Genomic DNA, 17,304 nt, shown 5'->3' with positions numbered 1-17,304 from the left:
TTTTAACCACGCTTGATTTTTGCACCATGTTCCACGTGGAACGTCCCATCTTTTTGATCGACACCCGCTTTTAAACTGAGCTATGGTGCTACATCCCCGTAACTCAAATCTGGATCTGTCACTGAATGGAATTTTCCTTGTTCGGCGAGAAGTTCACTCGCCACGCCGGTATTACCCAACTCATGGATGACCTCAATCAGGGGCTGACCAATCCGGACGCCATCATGCTGGGTGGCGGCAATCCAGCCCCCATCCCCGCCATGCTGGAGCGCTTTCAGGCCGAGGCCAAGAGCCTGCTCGACAACGGCGAGCTGGTCAAAGCGATGGCCAACTACGACGGCCCACAGGGCAAAGACAGGTTCACCAAAGCGCTGGCTGCCCTGCTCAGCAAGGAGTTGGGATGGGATATCTCGGCCCGTAATATCGCCCTGACCAACGGCAGTCAGAATGCCTTCTTCTACCTGTTCAACCTGCTGGCTGGCGAATTTGCCGATGGCCGCAAGAAGAAGGTGCTGTTCCCGCTCGCCCCTGAATACATCGGCTATGCCGACTCAGCGCTGGCCGACGACTACTTCGTGGCCTACAAGCCCACCATCGAGAAGCTGCCCGATGGCCAGTTCAAATACCACGTGGATTTCGAGAGCCTGCAGGTAGGTGACGATATTGGGGTGATCTGCGTCTCCCGCCCGACCAACCCGACCGGCAACGTGCTGACCGACGAAGAGATCGAACATCTCGATCAGATCGCCCGCGACAAGGGGATTCCGCTTCTGATCGACAACGCCTACGGTGTCCCCTTCCCGGGCATCATCTTCAGCGAAGCCAAGCCGTTCTGGAACGCCAACACCATCCTCTGCATGAGCCTCTCCAAGCTCGGCCTGCCGGGCACCCGTTGCGGCATCGTCATCGCCGACGAGAAGATCATCCAGGCCATCACCAACCTGAGCGGCATAATCAATCTGGCGCCGGGCAGTCTGGGGCCCGCCATCACCATCCCGATGATCGAGAGCGGCGATATCATCGCCCTCAGCGAACAGGTGGTGAAGCCCTTCTATCAGCAGAAGGCGGAGCTGGCGGTGCAGCTGCTGCGCGAAGCGATCCCCGACCCGCGCTTCCACATTCATAAACCGGAAGGGGCCCTCTTCCTCTGGCTCTGGTTTGAAGGCTTGCCGATCCACTGTCAGGAGCTGTACGAGCGACTGAAGGCGAAGAACCTGCTGATCGTGCCGGGTCACTACTTCTTCCCCGGCATCGATGACCCCGAGTGGCGCCACAGCCACGAGTGCATCCGCCTCAACTACTCCCAGAGCGAGGAGCTGGTGCGCCGCGGCATCGCCATTCTGGCGGACGAGATCAACACCCTCTACGCTGGTTAATCCAATCCAGCGATACAAAACAGAAAGGCCTGCAGATGCAGGCCTTTGTTGTTTATCGCGATCCGGTTTGCTTAACCGGGCAGCGCCAGCTGGTCGGGTTTACCGATCGGGATGGCGCGGGGCTTGAGCGCCTCCGGCAGTTCGCGGGCCAGGTCGATGGTCAGCAGACCATGCTCCAGCTTGGCGCCCTGCACTTCCACGTGCTGGCTCAGCTTGAAGGCGAGCTCGAAGTCACGCTCGGCAATTCCCTGATGGAGGAACTGACGCTCACCGGCCGCAGCCCCTTTGCGCCCCTTCACCTTGAGGGTGCCGTTTTCGGTCTCCAGCTCCAGCTCTTCGCGCTCGAAGCCAGCCACGGCGACCGTGATGCGATAGCCATCCTGATCACGCTTCTCAATGTTGTACGGGGGGTAAGCGGCGGTCTTCTGATCAAACAGACCTTCCAGCTCACGGGCCATCCGCTCGAAGCCGACAGCGTTGGAATAGAGATGAGAAAAATCGAGGTTACGCATAATCCTATCCTTCTAATAAGCAACAGGTTCAACTCTCCACAGGCCCGTCATCGGCACCCGGGAAATTTTAAAATTTCAGTGAATTCAGGCTATCAGCCGTTGATCTCGATCTTGCGCGGCTTCATAGCCTCGGGCACTTCACGCACCAGCTCGATGTGCAGCAAGCCGTTTTTCAGGTCGGCCCCTTTCACCCGCACATAGTCGGCCAGCTGGAAGCGGCGCTCGAAACCACGTTCGGCGATCCCCTGATAGAGATAGTTGCGCCCGGTGTCGGCCTGCTTGTTGCCCTTCACCGTCAGCAGATTTTCCTGGAAGCTCAGCTCCAGCTCTTCCTGGGTAAAGCCCGCCACCGCCATGCTGATGCGGTAGTCGTTGTCACCCAGTTGCTCGATGTTGTAGGGGGGATAACCGGCATTGCCATTGCTGGCCGCAGATTCGATGAGATTGGCCAGACGATCGAAACCGATGGCAGAACGATAGAGCGGAGAAAAGTCGATAGAACGCATAGTATTACCCTCTTATGAGCGATAACGGATTGTTTGCCCTCCTTATGGACGGGCGCCTGGTCGAAACCTCTGTCGAGCGTTCCGGCCTTGTTACCTATATAGGGGCTCACTTTTTCCTTTCAAGGGGATTTTTTCAAATTTTTTAAATGGCCGCACCGACCTGTAGAACATCAACCTGTTTGCCCGATAGTGATGATAATCGACCCGTGGGCCACTGATGGCAATGCGCTCCGCACTCCATAATTGGTTGCATATCCACCAGCCAACATGGAGCCATCTCATGAAGATTACCCAGGTTCGTAACGCCACCTTGCTGCTCGACTATGCCGGCACCCGCTTTCTGATCGACCCCATGCTCTCGGCCAAGGGAGCCTTCCCCGGCTTTGAGGGCACCGCCAACAGCCATCTGCGCAATCCGCTGGTCGAGCTGCCGCTACCGATCGATGAGCTGGTCGATGTGGACGCCGTGATCGTCACTCACGATCACCCTGACCACTGGGATGACGCCGCCAGAGCCCTGATCCCCAAACATCTGCCGCTCTTGGTACAACATAAAAAAGATGCCGATGCCATTCGTGCCAGTGGCTTTGAGGATGTGCGGCTGCTGAGCGACCAGCCCGAGTTTGCCGGCATTCGCCTGCAGCAGACCGGTGGCCAGCACGGCAGCGACCCGTTGATGGCGGTACTGGGCGAGCGCATGGGAGAGGTATGCGGCGTGGTTTTCTCCCACCCCAATGAACAGAGCCTCTATCTGGCCGGTGATACCATCTGGCATCCCTCGGTCGAACAAGCCCTGCAACAGCATCAACCCGAGGTCATCATCCTCAACTGCGGCGATGCACAGGTGCCCGGACTCGGTTCCATCATCATGGGCAAGGAGGATGTCGCCGCCGTATATCAGGCGGCACCGCAAGCCACGCTGATCGCCAGCCATATGGAGGCGGTCAACCACGCCGTGCTGTCACGCCAGGAGCTGCGCAACTATCTGGCGAAACGGGGCATGACGGATCGGGTACGGGTGCCGCAAGATGGCGAGGCGATATCACTGTGACCCGCAGGGGGGCCATGCCAGACATGGCCCTTCGGCTTTCACTGTCAGACGCTTATGATGAGTGGTCTGCGCACAGAGAGGAGCCAACATAATGCCCACCCCGATCGTTGCCGTGGTGACCTTCGATCACTTCAGCCCTTTTCACTGCGCCGTTCCCTGCCTCATCTTCGGCGATATCCTGCCGGGCCAGCCGCTGTTCGAGCTCAAGATCTGCTGCGGTGATGGCAACCGCCACGCACACTCGGCGCAAGGCTTCACCATTCAGGCGCCCCATGGGCTGGAGGTGCTGGCCGAGGCGGAGATCATCGTTATCCCCTTCTGGCACGACCCGGCAGCACGGCCACCCGCTGCGTTGCTCGATGCCCTGATTGCCGCCAGAGCCAGAGGCGCCCGACTGGTCGGGCTCTGTCTTGGCACCTATGTGCTCGCCTACGCCGGACTACTTAATGGTCGCAAAGCATCGACCCACTGGGAGTATGAGCAGGATTTCTGCCACCGCTTTCCCTGCGTGCAGCTTGATACCAACGCCCTCTATGTGGATGACGATGGGCTGGTCACCTCGGCAGGCACTGCCGCCGGGCTGGACTGCTGCCTCTATCTGGTGCGCCAGTACCACGGCTCAGCCATCGCCAACAAGGTGGCGCGGCGGCTAGTGATCCCGCCCCACCGGGAAGGGGGCCAGGCCCAGTTTATCGAGCAGCCGGTACCCGCCTCCACCCGCGATGTCCGGATGAACCAGTTGCTCGATCACCTGCGTGCTCATCTGGCAGAGCCCCATACCCTGGATTCTTTGGCGGCCCATACCCTGATGAGCCGACGCACCTTTACCCGCCGCTTTCATCAGGCTACCGGCCTCTCGGTGGGTGAATGGCTGCTGGCGGAGCGGCTCAGGCGCAGTCAGGAGTTACTGGAAGTGAGCGGTCATTCCATCGACCGCATTGCCGAGCTGGTCGGCTTCAAGAGTGCCACCTCCCTGCGCAATCACTTTCGCGCCCGCTTTGCCATCTCCCCCAGCGAGTGGCGACGATCTTTTCGCGGCCAAAACCCCTGATACACAGACTCGATGTTTCACGTGGAACGTGCCACCTACTCCGCCCAAAAACAAAAAGCCGCTCACAGGGAGCGGCTTTTGTATATCGAGCTGATAGCGTCGATTAGACGTCGAGGTTGGCTACGCGCAGGGCGTTGGTCTCGATAAAGTCACGACGGGGCTCAACGGCATCACCCATCAGGGTGGAGAAGAGCTGGTCAGCACCGACGGCGTCATCGATGGTGACGCGCAGCATGCGGCGGGCTTCCGGATCCATGGTGGTTTCCCACAGCTGGTCCGGGTTCATCTCACCCAGCCCTTTATAGCGCTGGATGTAGATGCCGCGTTTGCCTTCGCCCATCAACCACTCGACGGCTTCCACAAAGTTGGCAACCGGCTTCACCTTCTCGCCACGCTTGATGAAACCACCTTCCTCGATCAGGTTGGCGATCTCCTTGCCCAGCGAAACCAGCTGACGGTACTCACCGGACTGCAGGAAGTCGTAGCTGAGCGGATATTCGCGGTCAACACCGTGCTGACGAACCACGGCGTGCGGAACGTACAGGCTGCGCTCTTCATCACGACGAACCTGGATCTGGTACTGGATACCGTGGTTGCTCTCGTTGAGCACGGCTTCCATACCCTGACACCAGGCCAGCAGATCGCTCTCGCTGTTCAGCAGCGCTTCGTTCAGCTCCGGCTGATAGATCAGCTGGGTCAGTACCGCTTCCGGCGCACGACGAGACATGCGGGTAATCAGGTGAGTCACCGAGCGGTGCTGGTTGACCAGGCGCTCCAGCGCCTCGCCACCGATGGCCGGGGCAGACTCGTTGACGTGCAGGGTAGCACCATCCAGCGCCATGGCGGTCTGGTACTGCAGCAGCGCGTCTTCGTCTTTCAGATACTGCTCCTGCTTTCCCTTCTTCACTTTGTAGAGCGGCGGCTGGGCGATGTAGACGTAGCCACGTTCGATGATTTCCGGCATCTGACGATAGAAGAAGGTCAGCAGCAGGGTTCGGATGTGCGCACCATCGACGTCCGCATCGGTCATGATGATGATGTTGTGATAACGCAGCTTGTCCGGGTTGTACTCGTCACGACCGATACCGCAGCCCAGTGCGGTGATCAGGGTGCCCACCTCTTGCGAGGAGATCATCTTGTCGAAACGGGCCTTCTCTACGTTCAGGATCTTGCCCTTGAGCGGCAGGATGGCCTGGTTCTTACGGTTGCGACCCTGCTTGGCGGAACCGCCAGCAGAGTCCCCTTCCACTATGTAGAGTTCGGAGAGAGCCGGGTCTTTTTCCTGACAGTCAGCCAGCTTGCCGGGCAGACCGGCGATATCCAGCGCGCCTTTGCGGCGGGTCAGTTCGCGGGCTTTGCGGGCCGCTTCACGGGCACGGGCCGCATCGATGATCTTGTTGACCACGATCTTGGCATCGCCCGGGTTTTCCAGCAGGAAGTCCGCCAGCTTCTCACCCATCGCCTGTTCAACGGCGGTCTTCACTTCGGAAGAGACCAGCTTGTCTTTGGTCTGAGATGAGAACTTGGGATCCGGCACCTTGACGGAGATAACGGCAATCAGACCTTCACGTACGTCGTCGCCACTGGCGGCAGACTTGGCCTTCTTGCTGTAGTCCTCTTTGTCCATATAGGAGTTCAGAGTACGGGTCAGCGCGGTACGGAAGCCAACGAGGTGAGTACCACCATCCCGCTGCGGGATGTTGTTGGTGAAGCAGTAGACCCCTTCCTGATAGGCGTCGTTCCACTGCATCGCCACTTCAACGCCGATACCATCCTGCTCGGTGGTGAAATGGAACACCTTCGGGTGGATCGGGGTCTTGTTCTGGTTCAGGTACTCAACGAATGCCTTGATGCCACCCTCGTAGCAGAAATGCGCCTCGCGGCCATCACGCTCGTCTTGCAGACGGATGGAGACACCGGAGTTGAGGAAGGAGAGCTCGCGCAGGCGCTTGGCCAGGATCTCGTAATGGAACAGGGTATCGCTGAAAATGGCAGGGCTCGGCCAGAAGCGAACTTCGGTACCGGTGCCGGTGCTGTCTCCAATCTGCTTGAGCGGCGCCTGCGGCTCACCCAGATGATAGGTCTGCTCGTAGACGTGGCCGTTACGACGAATGGTCAGCAACAGCTTGTCAGAGAGGGCGTTAACGACTGAGACACCCACGCCGTGCAGGCCGCCGGATACCTTGTAGGAGTTGTCATCAAACTTACCGCCAGCGTGCAGCACGGTCATGATGACCTCTGCGGCGGAGCGGCCCTCCTCCTCGTGCATGTCTACCGGGATACCCCGGCCATTGTCACGCACAGAGACAGAACCGTCGGAATGGATCTTGACCAGAATATCGGAGCAGTAGCCAGCGAGCGCCTCGTCAATGGAGTTATCGACGACCTCGAACACCATGTGGTGCAGACCCGAGCCATCATCCGTATCGCCGATATACATCCCCGGGCGCTTGCGGACCGCATCCAGGCCCTTCAGCACCTTGATATTCGAGGAGTCGTAAGTATTTTCACTCATAGCTTACTCTCTGCCTTCTCTAACGTTTCGGAGATTTTACCCTGTTCCACGTGGAACAACTTGCAGTCATTCGCATCCATCATGTCTGCGAGCTGACCGGTGTCGATGGCGGTGATAAACACCTGGGACGCACACTGCTTCAGCCTTGCGGCCAGCAAGCGGCGCTTGTCGACATCCAGTTCAGAGGCAAAATCGTCAATTAAAAAAATACAGCCACGGCTGCTATGTTGATTCAAATAGAGCCCTTGGGCCAGTCGCATGGCGCAGACCAGCAACTTCAGCTGACCCCGGGACAAAATATCCTGAGCGGGTACACCGTTCGCCTTGAGGCGCACATCGGCTTTCTGTGGACCGACACCGGTATAGCCCAGCGCCCGATCCCGCTCAAACCCCGCCTCCAGCAGATCGCCGAGGGGAGTGTCTTTCTCCCAGCCCCGGTAAAAGCCGAGACTGATATCGAATTCCGGCAGAAAATCCGCCGTCATCTCCTTGATCAGGGGCGTAATGGCCTGACAATAACTGGCGCGAAACTCGGCCAGCTCACCCCCGAGCCGCACCAGCTCCTGATCCCAGAATGCCAGCTGGCGGTACTGAGTGCTCTGGCGCAATAGCGCATTGCGCTGTTTCAGCAGCCGCCGCACTCGCCCCCACAGGGCAAAGAAGGTCGGCTCCTGATGGAAAACGCCCCAATCGAGCCAGGCGCGGCGAGCCTGAGGCCCGCCCGTCAGCAGGTTGAAGCCATCGGGATGGATCAACTGCACCGGCAACAGCTCCGCCAAATCGGCCAACCGCTGGGCCTGTGCCCCGGCAATCTTGAGCTGGGTCTCGCCACTCTTGTCTTTGGCAAGACCGATCGGTACCTGACGCCCCTCCAGCTCGCACTGGGCAAACAGGGTAAAGGCCCTCTCCCCCTGGCGGATAACCCGCCCGGTCAAATGAGTGCGAAAGGAGCGCCCCAGACCAAGGTAGTGAATGGCTTCCAGCACGCTGGTCTTGCCGCTGCCATTGCACCCGACCAGAATGTTGAGGCCGGGCGACAGCTTGAGACTGGCTTGCTGGATATTGCGAAAGTCGCTGAGCTGGAGTTTGACCAGGGACACGACTAGATCCGCATCGGCATCACCACGTACTGAGCATCCTGATGTTCAAAATCCTCAATAATGGCACTGCTGATGGAATCGCTCAGGCTAATCCGAATTTGGTCACATTTTAACGTATTCAGCACGTCGAGCACATAAGAGACGTTAAAGCCGATCTCCATCTCGCCAGCGGCATATTGTACGTCAAGCAGCTCTTCGGCTTCTTCCTGTTCCGGGTTGTTGGCGGTGATGCGCAGCAGGTTTTCCTGCAGATTGAGACGCACCCCACGGAATTTCTCGTTGGAGAGGATAGCGGCGCGGGCAAACGCCTGACGCAGATCCTCACGACCGGCGATCAGGGCCTTGTCGCTGTTGCGCGGAATGACGCGGCGCCAGTCCGGGAAGCGGCCATCCACCAGCTTGGAGGTGAAGATGAAGCCGTCCAGCGCAGCACGCAGGTTGCTGCGACCGATCTGCAGACGTACCGGCTTGTCTTCCGCTTCCAGCAGACGAACCAGCTCCAGTACCCCTTTGCGCGGCAGGATAACCTGATGATCGGGCAGCGATTCCCCGACCACCTCGCGGCGGCAGGTGGCCAGACGGTGACCGTCGGTCGCTACGGTACGCAGACCGTGACCTTCACTCTCGAACAGCATGCCGTTCAGGTAGTAACGCACGTCCTGGCTGGCCATGGAGAACTGAGTCGCATCGATCAGCTTCTTCAGCTCCAGCTGGCTGATATCGAACTCGAGCACGGATTCCCAATCCTCGATGTTCGGATACTCGGTCGCCGGCAGGGTCGAGAGGTTGAAGCGGGAGCGACCGGACCGGATGATCAGGCGCTCGCCTTCGGTATTGAGACGGATCTCGGCGCCTTCCGGCAGACCACGGCAGATATCCAGCAGCTTGCGCGCCGGTACTGTGGTGCGGCCATCTTCGCTGGCCCCGTTCAGATAGACCTGACCGATCATCTCTACTTCGAGATCGGTACCGGTCAGTGACAGCAGACCGTTGCTGACATCAAGCAGCACGTTGCCGAGGATCGGCAGGGTCGGTCGGCCGCCGAGGGCGCCGGACACCAGTTGCAGAGGACGTAACAGGGCCTCACGGCTAATTTCGAGCTGCATCTGTGCTCTCCGTTGTGATTAGGAGGAAAAGATTCGGATCAGGTTGGAATATTCGCGCTGCATCTGTCCACTCGATTCCGTTATCAGGAAGAAAGGGTACGGATCAGGTTGGAATAGTCCTCCTTGATGTCGTGACTCTCCTCCTTCAGCTGCTCGATCTTGCGGCAGGCATGAAGAACGGTAGTGTGGTCACGGCCACCAAAGGCATCACCTATCTCCGGCAAACTGTGGTTGGTCAGCTCCTTGGCCAGTGCCATCGCCAGCTGGCGCGGACGGGCAACGGAGCGGGAACGACGCTTGGAGAGCAGATCCGCCAGCTTGATCTTGTAGTACTCCGCCACCGTCTTCTGGATATTGTCGATGGTGACCAGCTTCTCCTGCAGTGCCAACAGGTCGCGCAGCGCTTCGCGCACGAAATCAATATTGATGGCACGGCCGGTGAAGTTGGCGTTGGCGATCACCCGGTTGAGGGCACCTTCCAGTTCACGGACGTTGGATCGCAGACGTTTGGCGATGAAGAAGGCCACTTCGTCCGGCAGATGGATCTGGTTCTCGTCTGCCTTGCGCATCAGGATCGCGACGCGGGTCTCCAGCTCCGGCGGTTCGATCGCCACGGTCAGGCCCCAGCCGAAGCGGGACTTGAGGCGATCCTCGACACCGTTGATCTCCTTCGGATAGCGATCCGAGGTGAGGATGATCTGCTGGTTACCTTCCAGCAAGGCATTGAAGGTATGGAAGAACTCCTCCTGGGAGCGCTCCTTGTTGGCGAAGAACTGGATGTCATCGATGAGCAGGGCATCGACGCTGCGGTAGTAACGCTTGAACTCTTCAATGGCGTTGTTTTGCAGCGCTTTCACCATGTCCTGAACAAACCGCTCGGAGTGCATATAGATGACTTTGGCATCTTTTTTACTCTCCTTGATAGCATTGCCAACGGCGTGCAACAGGTGGGTTTTACCCAGGCCGGTGCCGCCATAGAGGAACAGCGGGTTGTAAGCACCACCCGGATTGTCTGCTACCTGACGGGCAGCCGCACGCGCCAACTGGTTGGACTTACCCTCGACGAAATTCTCGAAGGTATAGTTCACGTTGGTGTTGCTCTTGTGGTTCGGCTCGGGCTTGGCTTCAGCCTTGCTTTCCCAGCTCTTCTGCAAGTTATTCACAGGCGCGGCACCCTGTACCGGCGCTCTGGCGACAGCAACAGGATGGGGACGATTGCCTATATCAAAACGCAGGGCGGGGCCGTCGACCCCGCAGAGTTCGTTGATGATGCCGTTAACCCGGATGAGATACTTGTCTCGTACCCAGTCCAGAACAAAGCGATTCGGTGCATACAGGGTCAGAGTATTGTCACTCAACTCCGCTTGAAGCGGCCGGATCCACATGCTGAATTCTGCCGAGGGCAACTCATCTTGCAGCCGGTTAAGGCACTGCTGCCATAGCGAAGCAGTCACTCTAAACTCCTGTCGATTGATTAACTAAAGACCGGCTATTCTACGTTTTTAGCCGCCGGATCTCCAGCCATCGCCCGGTGGATCCAGCAAATAAGATCCTTGACTTTCAAGGATCCAGCGCCTTTGGATCGGATTTCATCCCCAAAGTTACCCACAGCTTGATCCACCGTCCGGATTGGTCGATCCCGTGCTTCTCTCCTGTTATTTCATATAACCAAATGTCATTTATTTTTTAAATTTTATTCCAATAACATCAGGGCCAAACCAGTTATTACAACTACAAATACAAGACATTGAGAGAGAGAAACACCATGAAAACATCCATCAAACTGATTTCCGGCGCAGCCATCCTGCTCGCCACCCTGTCCGGTCAGGCCATCGCCCAGGAGACCATCAAGGTCGGCATGTCCGGCAAATATTTCCCGTTCACCTTCGTCAAGCAGGACAAGCTGCAGGGCTTTGAAGTAGATATGTGGAACCAGATCGGCGAGCGCACCGGCTACAAGGTCGAATTCGTGACCGCCAGCTTCTCCGGCCTGTTCGGCATGCTAGAAACCGGCCGCATCGACACCATCTCCAACCAGATCACCATCACCGACGAGCGCAAGGCGAAGTACGACTTCTCCCAGCCTTACGTCTATGACGGCGCCCAGATTGTGGTACGCAAGGGCAACAGTACCATTCACGGTATCAAGGATCTGGAAGGCAAGAAGGTGGCCGTGAACCTGGGTTCCAACTTCGAAGAGCTGCTGCGCAAGAACGACCCGAACAAGAAGATCGACATCCGCACCTATGACTCCGCCTTCGAGCAGGATGTCGCCCTGGGTCGCATCGATGCCTTCGTGATGGACCGCGTCTCCACCGCCCAGCTGATCAAAGAGTCCAAGCTGCCGCTGCAACAGGCTGGCGCACCGTTCGAGACTATCGAGAACGCCCTGCCCTTCCTGAAGACCCCGGAGAAACAGGCGCTGCTGAAGAAGGTCGACGAGGCCCTGACCGCAATGCGCAAGGATGGCTCCCTGCGTCAGATCTCCGAGAAATGGTTCGCTTCCGACATCACCGACAAATAAATGATGGAATTTGACCTCGAATACACGCTGGGGCTGTTTCCCATCCTGCTCAAATACCTGGGCACCACGATGGAGATGGCCCTGTGGGGATTCGTGCTGGCACTCGTACTCTCGCTGGCCCTGGCGATAGTACGGGTGTTTCGCGTCCCTGCGATTCACTGGCTGGCGATGCTCTATATCTCGTTCTTTCGGGGTACACCGCTACTCGTTCAGCTGTTCCTGCTCTACTACGGACTGCCGCAACTGTTCCCGATCTTCGTGGGAATGGATGCCTTTACCGCCGCCATCGTCGGTCTGACCCTGCACTTCGCCGCCTACATGGCCGAGTCGATCCGCGCAGCCATCCTCGGCATTCACAAAAGCCAGATGGAAGCGGCGCTCAGTATCGGCATGAGCCGTTATCAGGCGATGCAGCGGATCATCCTGCCGCAGGCGGCCCGTATCGCCACCCCGTCGCTGATGAACTACTTCATCGACATGATCAAGAGCACCTCGCTGGCCTTCACGCTGGGAGTGGCCGAGATCATGGGCAAGGCGCAAATGGAAGCCTCCTCCTCCTTCAAGTTCTTCGAGAGCTTTATGGCGGTGGCGCTGATCTACTGGGTGGTGGTGATCTTCTTTACCCGCTTGCAGCATCTGCTGGAAGTCCGTCTCAACCGTGCCTATTAAAGGAGGGCGCTCATGATCAAGCTAACCGGCCTCTCCAAGGCATATCACGGCAATCAGGTTCTCAACGGTATCGATCTGGAGGTCAAAAAGGGGGAAATTGTCGTCATCATCGGCCCCTCCGGCACCGGCAAGTCAACCCTGTTGCGCTGCCTGAACCTGCTGGAGACCCCGGATGCGGGCACCCTTGCCATCGACGATCTCGAGCTCAATCTGGCAAATGCCAGTGAACAGCAGGCGATCGAGCTGCGCAAGCGGGCCTCCTTCGTGTTCCAGAACTACGCCCTTTTTGCCAACAAAACAGCGCTCGACAACATCGCCGAAGGGCTGATCACCGTCTGGAAGCAGCCAAAAGCGGAGGCCCGCGCCACAGCGCTCGGCATCCTCAAGGACATTGGTCTTGCCGACAAGCAGGATGCCTATCCGGCCTCCCTTTCCGGCGGCCAGCAGCAGCGGGTCGGCATTGGCCGCGCCATGGCGGCCCACTCCAAGGTGATCCTGTTTGACGAGCCCACCTCGGCCCTCGATCCCGAGTGGGTCGACGAGGTTTTGGGACTGATGAAAGAGTTGGCCCGCCAGCACCAGACCATGGTGGTGGTGACCCATGAGATTGAATTTGCTCGTGATGTTGCCGATCGGGTGATCTTCATGGAAGGGGGGCGGATCGTCGAGCAGGGCCCGCCGGATCAGATATTGGTCGATCCCAAGGATCCCCGTACCCGGGAGTTCTTGCGGAAAGTCCTTAAATAGCTCTCTCTTTGGCGGCCTGGCCGCCTTTTTTATTGAGGGATCCCTTGTTTAACCCCGGGTTGCCAGTATAATCCGGAGCCCTTGATCCTCTGGATCCTCACGCTCGGCAGCGGCCTTTTCAAGACCACGGCAGGATGAGAGGGAACGGCGGATTGACTAAAAGCCGAACTCTGTTTAGAATTCGGCCTCTTTTGCTAGTCGTCACACGCTATAGCTGGCGCGTCGGCTAAGTGTGACAATCAAAACTGTACAGAAATACGGAATCGAATCATGAAACGTACTTTTCAACCGTCCAACCTGAAGCGCAAGCGCTCTCACGGTTTCCGCGCCCGCATGGCAACTGCCAACGGTCGTAAAGTTCTGGCCGCTCGTCGTGCCAAGGGTCGTGCCCGCCTGGTAGTCTAATGCCTACCCAGCACACCTTCTCTCGGGAGTTACGTCTGTTAACTCCCGAACACTTCAAACGCGTTTTCGCCGAGCCTGTCCGGGCCGCCTCTCCGCAGATTACCCTTCTCGCTTCTCCCAATTCGCTCGAACACCCTCGTCTTGGTCTCGCTGTGCCCAAAAAAGCACTCAAGCGTGCCGTTTGGCGTAATCGTGTCAAACGGGTGGTTCGGGAAAGTTTCCGCCTCAAACAACATCAGCTGCCCGCTATCGACATCGTGGTGATCGCCAAGGCCGGTGTGAAAGAGATGGATAACGAGGAACTGTTCAAGTTACTGGAAAAGCTATGGCGCACCCTGTCACGCCGTTGCAATGGGTAGCTATCAAACTGATACGCCTGTATCAGCTAATCATTAGCCCTCTGCTCGGGCCGCGCTGCCGTTTTACCCCAACTTGTTCCCAATTTGCGATAGAAGCCATCCGACTTCACGGTTTCATAAAAGGCGTTTGGTTAGCCAGCAAACGTCTATTAAAATGCCATCCCTTATCCGAGGGTGGTTATGACCCGGTTCCGCAACCAAAGCGAAGAAACTGAAAACTATGGAATCACAACGCAATCTACTCCTGATCGGTTTGCTGTTCGTGAGCTTTCTGCTCTGGCAACAGTGGGAGTCCGACAAGGCTCCGAAGCCGGCCCCGACTACCGTGGCCCAAACCGAACATTTCGTACCTGAAGCCGGTCAGACCGGTGATATTCCTCAGGTTTCCGAGCAAGCCAATGCGACTGCCGCACGCAAGCTGATCACCGTCTCCTCTGACGTGCTCAAGCTGACCCTGGATACCCAGGGTGGCGACATCGTGTCTGCCGAACTGCTGTCTCACAAACTGGAAGAGGGCAAGGACCAACCGTTCGTGCTGCTGACCAGCAAGCCTGAGCACCTCTATATCGCCCAGAGCGGTCTGGTGGGTCGCAATGGTCCGGACAGTCAGGCCGAAGGTCGTCCTACCTATGAAGCCGCCCAGACCAGCTATCAGCTGGCCGATGGTCAGGATCAAGTCGTTGTTCCGATGACCTGGACCGACAGCAAGGGCGTGGTCTTCACCAAGGAGTTCATCCTCAAGCGTGGCGACTATGCCGTTGGCGTTGATTACAAGATCGACAACAAATCTGCCGAGCCGGTTCAGGTGCAGTTCTATGGTCAGCTGAAGCAGACCGTAGCAACGCCGAAGGATCAGGAAGGTCATGCCATGGTAGCCAGCGCTTACCGTGGTGGTGCCTTCTCCACTGAAGATACCCGCTACAAGAAGTACACCTTCGACGAGATGAAGGATGCCGACCTGAACAAGACCACCAAGGGTGGTTGGGTCGCCATGCTGCAACACTACTTCGTCTCTGCCTGGGCACCGAATGCCGACGATACCAACAGCTTCTACAGCCGTGTGATCCCTGGTAAAGGCCAGGCCATCATCGGTTACAAGGCGCCGCTGGTTGACGTGGCTGCCGGCCAACAGGCTGAAGTAACCAGCAAGCTGTGGGTCGGTCCCAAGCTGCAAGACCAGATGGCCAAGGTGGCTAACCACCTCGACCTGACCGTCGACTACGGCTGGCTGTGGTTCATCGCCCAACCGCTGCACTGGCTGCTGACCGTGTTCCACGGTTTCGTCCAGAACTGGGGTCTGGCCATCATCATGCTGACCCTGCTGGTACGCGGCATCATGTTCCCGCTGACCAAGGCCCAGTACACCTCCATGGCCAAGATGCGCATGCTGCAACCCAAGATTGCGGCCCTGCGCGAGCGCTTCGGCGATGACCGCCAGAAGATGTCTCAGGGCATGATGGAGCTGTACAAGAAGGAGAAGGTCAACCCGCTGGGTGGCTGCCTGCCGATCCTGGTTCAGATGCCGATCTTCATCGCCCTTTACTGGGCACTGATGGAGTCCGTTGAACTGCGTCACGCGCCGTTTGCCCTGTGGATCACTGACCTGTCAGTGAAGGACCCCTTCTTCGTGCTGCCAATCCTCATGGGTGCCTCCATGTGGTATCTGCAGAAGATGAGCCCGACCACCGTAACCGACCCGATGCAGCAGAAAGTGATGCAGTTCATGCCGATCATCTTCACTTTCATGTTCCTCTGGTTCCCGGCTGGCCTGACTCTCTACTGGCTGGTGAGCAACGTCATCTCCATCATCCAGCAGACCATCATCTATCGTCAGCTGGAGAAGAAAGGACTGCATTCACGCAGCTAATCTTCCCGTGATGACAAAAGAGGCGGCCTTCGGGCCGCCTTTTTTATTACAATGTCTCCCACTACGTTTTCCTATCAGCGAACAAACGAGCCAAGCAAGATGACAACAGATACGATCGTGGCCCAGGCCACCGCGCCAGGCCGTGGTGGCGTCGGCATAGTCCGGGTCTCCGGCCCCGCCGCCGAACAGGTCGCCGGGATAGTGCTCGGCAAGCTCCCGCGGGTGCGCTACGCCGAATATCTGCCGTTCAAGGATGAGCAAGGCCAGGTACTGGATCAGGGCATCGCCCTGCTGTTCAAAGCCCCCAACAGCTTCACCGGCGAGGATGTGCTGGAGCTGCAGGGCCACGGCGGCCCCGTCATCATGGACATGCTGATCCGCCGCATTCTGAAAATCGACGGCATTCGTCCTGCCCGCCCTGGCGAGTTCAGCGAGCGCGCCTTCATCAACGACAAGCTGGATCTGGCCCAGGCCGAAGCTATCGCTGACCTTATTGAAGCCTCCAGCGAACAGGCCGCCCGCAGCGCCATGCACTCCCTGCAGGGGCAGTTCTCCAGCAAAATCCAGCAACTGGTGGAGAGCCTGATCCGGCTGCGCATCTATGTGGAAGCGGCCATCGACTTCCCGGACGAGGAGATCGACTTCCTCTCCGACGGCAAGGTGGCGGGCGACCTCTACGCCATCATGTCCGAGCTGGACGACGTGCGCGGGGAAGCCAAACAGGGCGCCCTGCTACGGGAAGGGATGAAGGTGGTGATCGCCGGTCGTCCCAACGCCGGCAAATCGAGCCTGCTAAATGCCCTGGCGGGCCGCGAGTCGGCCATCGTCACCGAGATTGCCGGTACCACCCGCGACGTGCTGCGCGAACATATCCATCTCGATGGCATGCCGCTGCACATCATCGACACCGCCGGTCTGCGCGACACTCAGGACAAGGTGGAGCAGATCGGTATCGAGCGCGCCTGGGCCGAGATCGAACAGGCCGATCGGGTGCTGTTTATGGTGGATGGCACCACCACGGATGCGGTTAACCCGCGAGAGATCTGGCCGGAATTTGTTGATCGGTTGCCAAAAAACATCGGCCTCACCGTCATTCGCAACAAGGCCGACCTGACCGGCGAGGATCTGGCACCGAGCCAGGAGCTGGGCCACGCCGTCTACCGTATCTCCGCCAAGACCGAGCTGGGGCTGCCTGCCCTGCGCGAGCACCTGAAAGCCTGCATGGGCTTCCAGGGCAACACCGAAGGGGGCTTTATGGCCCGCCGCCGCCATCTGGATGCGCTGGAGCGTGCCGCCGAGCGGCTGCTGGTGGCCAAAGAGCAGCTGGAAGTGTTCGTGGCAGGCGAGCTGGTGGCCGAAGAGTTGCGCCTCGCACAGGAGTCCCTCTCTGAGATCACCGGTGAATTCAGCTCCGACGATCTGCTGGGCCGTATCTTCTCCAGCTTCTGCATCGGCAAGTAACTCTCCGCACAGCAGGCAATAAAAAGCCCGGGTTCATCCCGGGCTTTTTATTGTG

At 58.3% G+C, this 17,304-nt stretch carries 17 protein-coding genes; 11 read left to right on the top strand and 6 right to left on the bottom strand.

Annotation, left to right across the window (positions count from 1 at the left end; all coding sequences use genetic code 11):
* Positions 1-125 precede the first annotated feature (125 nt).
* Positions 126-1,376 carry a valine--pyruvate transaminase gene (locus ACTG2U_RS13270; RefSeq protein ID WP_439974584.1) on the top strand — a complete coding sequence of 417 codons (1,251 nt, stop codon included), beginning with the start codon at positions 126-128 and terminating at the stop codon, positions 1,374-1,376.
* Between the two features lie 71 nt (positions 1,377-1,447).
* Here ACTG2U_RS13270 and ACTG2U_RS13265 read toward each other — a convergent pair whose 3' ends face one another.
* Together ACTG2U_RS13265 and ACTG2U_RS13260 are read right to left on the bottom strand one after the other, a co-directional pair.
* Complete coding sequence (locus ACTG2U_RS13265; RefSeq protein ID WP_042063298.1) at positions 1,448-1,888, bottom strand: Hsp20 family protein; 441 nt, start codon at positions 1,886-1,888, stop codon at positions 1,448-1,450.
* Positions 1,889-1,980: 92 nt separating this feature from the next.
* Complete coding sequence (locus ACTG2U_RS13260) at positions 1,981-2,394, bottom strand: Hsp20 family protein (RefSeq protein ID WP_005339298.1); 414 nt, start codon at positions 2,392-2,394, stop codon at positions 1,981-1,983.
* 280 nt (positions 2,395-2,674) lie between these two features.
* Between ACTG2U_RS13260 and ACTG2U_RS13255 the strand changes: the two genes are divergently transcribed.
* Both ACTG2U_RS13255 and ACTG2U_RS13250 read left to right on the top strand, forming a co-directional pair.
* The gene (locus ACTG2U_RS13255; RefSeq protein WP_335844234.1) at positions 2,675-3,445 is read left to right on the top strand and encodes an MBL fold metallo-hydrolase; all 771 of its coding nucleotides are present in this window, start codon (positions 2,675-2,677) and stop codon (positions 3,443-3,445) included.
* 91 nt (positions 3,446-3,536) lie between these two features.
* A complete protein-coding gene (locus tag ACTG2U_RS13250) occupies positions 3,537-4,496 on the top strand; it encodes a helix-turn-helix domain-containing protein (RefSeq protein ID WP_429012920.1) in 960 nt (319 codons plus the stop codon).
* A gap of 103 nt (positions 4,497-4,599) precedes the next feature.
* On the opposite strand, the gene gyrB is transcribed toward ACTG2U_RS13250, so the two are convergent.
* From gyrB to dnaA, 4 genes are all read right to left on the bottom strand, one after another.
* The gene (gene gyrB, locus ACTG2U_RS13245) at positions 4,600-7,011 is read right to left on the bottom strand and encodes a DNA topoisomerase (ATP-hydrolyzing) subunit B (RefSeq protein ID WP_005357188.1); all 2,412 of its coding nucleotides are present in this window, start codon (positions 7,009-7,011) and stop codon (positions 4,600-4,602) included.
* Positions 7,008-8,111 (bottom strand): DNA replication/repair protein RecF, encoded by a 1,104-nt coding sequence (gene recF, locus ACTG2U_RS13240; RefSeq protein WP_005339305.1) that lies wholly within the window; start codon positions 8,109-8,111, stop codon positions 7,008-7,010. The genes gyrB and recF overlap by 4 nt, the downstream gene beginning before the upstream one ends.
* Before the next feature lie 2 nt (positions 8,112-8,113).
* Entirely contained in the window at positions 8,114-9,217 is a 1,104-nt protein-coding gene (gene dnaN / locus ACTG2U_RS13235; protein ID WP_005339306.1) for a DNA polymerase III subunit beta, read from the bottom strand.
* 83 nt (positions 9,218-9,300) lie between these two features.
* Complete coding sequence (dnaA, locus tag ACTG2U_RS13230) at positions 9,301-10,671, bottom strand: chromosomal replication initiator protein DnaA (protein WP_005339307.1); 1,371 nt, start codon at positions 10,669-10,671, stop codon at positions 9,301-9,303.
* Between the two features lie 311 nt (positions 10,672-10,982).
* On the opposite strand from dnaA, the gene ACTG2U_RS13225 reads away from it, so the two are divergent.
* The 8 genes from ACTG2U_RS13225 to mnmE all read left to right on the top strand — a co-directional run bounded on the left by ACTG2U_RS13225 (position 10,983) and on the right by mnmE (position 17,249).
* On the top strand, positions 10,983-11,741 hold the full coding sequence (locus ACTG2U_RS13225) for an amino acid ABC transporter substrate-binding protein (RefSeq protein WP_005339308.1): 759 nt from the start codon (positions 10,983-10,985) through the stop codon (positions 11,739-11,741).
* Complete coding sequence (locus ACTG2U_RS13220; RefSeq protein ID WP_019445518.1) at positions 11,742-12,410, top strand: amino acid ABC transporter permease; 669 nt, start codon at positions 11,742-11,744, stop codon at positions 12,408-12,410.
* Positions 12,411-12,422: 12 nt separating this feature from the next.
* On the top strand, positions 12,423-13,157 hold the full coding sequence (locus ACTG2U_RS13215) for an amino acid ABC transporter ATP-binding protein (protein WP_058059797.1): 735 nt from the start codon (positions 12,423-12,425) through the stop codon (positions 13,155-13,157).
* 270 nt (positions 13,158-13,427) lie between these two features.
* Positions 13,428-13,562, top strand: coding sequence for a 50S ribosomal protein L34 (gene rpmH, locus ACTG2U_RS13210; RefSeq protein WP_005307156.1), 135 nt, complete (start codon positions 13,428-13,430; stop codon positions 13,560-13,562).
* The gene (rnpA, locus tag ACTG2U_RS13205) at positions 13,562-13,921 is read left to right on the top strand and encodes a ribonuclease P protein component (RefSeq protein WP_005342318.1); all 360 of its coding nucleotides are present in this window, start codon (positions 13,562-13,564) and stop codon (positions 13,919-13,921) included. Before rpmH ends, rnpA begins: the two co-directional genes overlap by 1 nt.
* On the top strand, positions 13,888-14,136 hold the full coding sequence (gene yidD / locus ACTG2U_RS13200) for a membrane protein insertion efficiency factor YidD (protein ID WP_075116235.1): 249 nt from the start codon (positions 13,888-13,890) through the stop codon (positions 14,134-14,136). The genes rnpA and yidD overlap by 34 nt, the downstream gene beginning before the upstream one ends.
* A gap of 5 nt (positions 14,137-14,141) precedes the next feature.
* Entirely contained in the window at positions 14,142-15,788 is a 1,647-nt protein-coding gene (gene yidC, locus ACTG2U_RS13195; protein WP_005342319.1) for a membrane protein insertase YidC, read from the top strand.
* A 99-nt stretch (positions 15,789-15,887) separates the two neighbouring features.
* Positions 15,888-17,249: a tRNA uridine-5-carboxymethylaminomethyl(34) synthesis GTPase MnmE gene (gene mnmE / locus ACTG2U_RS13190; protein ID WP_335812797.1), complete on the top strand. Its 1,362-nt coding sequence runs from the start codon at positions 15,888-15,890 to the stop codon at positions 17,247-17,249.
* Positions 17,250-17,304 lie beyond the last annotated feature (55 nt).

Origin of the sequence: Aeromonas sp. 95A, assembly GCF_051919235.1 — a bacterium.
Lineage (GTDB): Bacteria > Pseudomonadota > Gammaproteobacteria > Enterobacterales > Aeromonadaceae > Aeromonas > Aeromonas veronii.
This window is presented reverse-complemented; position numbering and strand designations above follow the sequence as displayed.

Coding starts and splice junctions, on each gene's coding strand:
- ACTG2U_RS13270 (WP_439974584.1), top strand. CDS start 126: ATGGAATTTTCCTTGTTCGGCGAGAAGTTCACTCGCCACGCCGGTATT.
- ACTG2U_RS13265 (WP_042063298.1), bottom strand. CDS start 1,888: ATGCGTAACCTCGATTTTTCTCATCTCTATTCCAACGCTGTCGGCTTC.
- ACTG2U_RS13260 (WP_005339298.1), bottom strand. CDS start 2,394: ATGCGTTCTATCGACTTTTCTCCGCTCTATCGTTCTGCCATCGGTTTC.
- ACTG2U_RS13255 (WP_335844234.1), top strand. CDS start 2,675: ATGAAGATTACCCAGGTTCGTAACGCCACCTTGCTGCTCGACTATGCC.
- ACTG2U_RS13250 (WP_429012920.1), top strand. CDS start 3,537: ATGCCCACCCCGATCGTTGCCGTGGTGACCTTCGATCACTTCAGCCCT.
- gyrB (WP_005357188.1), bottom strand. CDS start 7,011: ATGAGTGAAAATACTTACGACTCCTCGAATATCAAGGTGCTGAAGGGC.
- dnaN (WP_005339306.1), bottom strand. CDS start 9,217: ATGCAGCTCGAAATTAGCCGTGAGGCCCTGTTACGTCCTCTGCAACTG.
- ACTG2U_RS13225 (WP_005339308.1), top strand. CDS start 10,983: ATGAAAACATCCATCAAACTGATTTCCGGCGCAGCCATCCTGCTCGCC.
- ACTG2U_RS13220 (WP_019445518.1), top strand. CDS start 11,742: ATGATGGAATTTGACCTCGAATACACGCTGGGGCTGTTTCCCATCCTG.
- ACTG2U_RS13215 (WP_058059797.1), top strand. CDS start 12,423: ATGATCAAGCTAACCGGCCTCTCCAAGGCATATCACGGCAATCAGGTT.
- rpmH (WP_005307156.1), top strand. CDS start 13,428: ATGAAACGTACTTTTCAACCGTCCAACCTGAAGCGCAAGCGCTCTCAC.
- rnpA (WP_005342318.1), top strand. CDS start 13,562: ATGCCTACCCAGCACACCTTCTCTCGGGAGTTACGTCTGTTAACTCCC.
- yidD (WP_075116235.1), top strand. CDS start 13,888: ATGGCGCACCCTGTCACGCCGTTGCAATGGGTAGCTATCAAACTGATA.
- yidC (WP_005342319.1), top strand. CDS start 14,142: ATGGAATCACAACGCAATCTACTCCTGATCGGTTTGCTGTTCGTGAGC.
- mnmE (WP_335812797.1), top strand. CDS start 15,888: ATGACAACAGATACGATCGTGGCCCAGGCCACCGCGCCAGGCCGTGGT.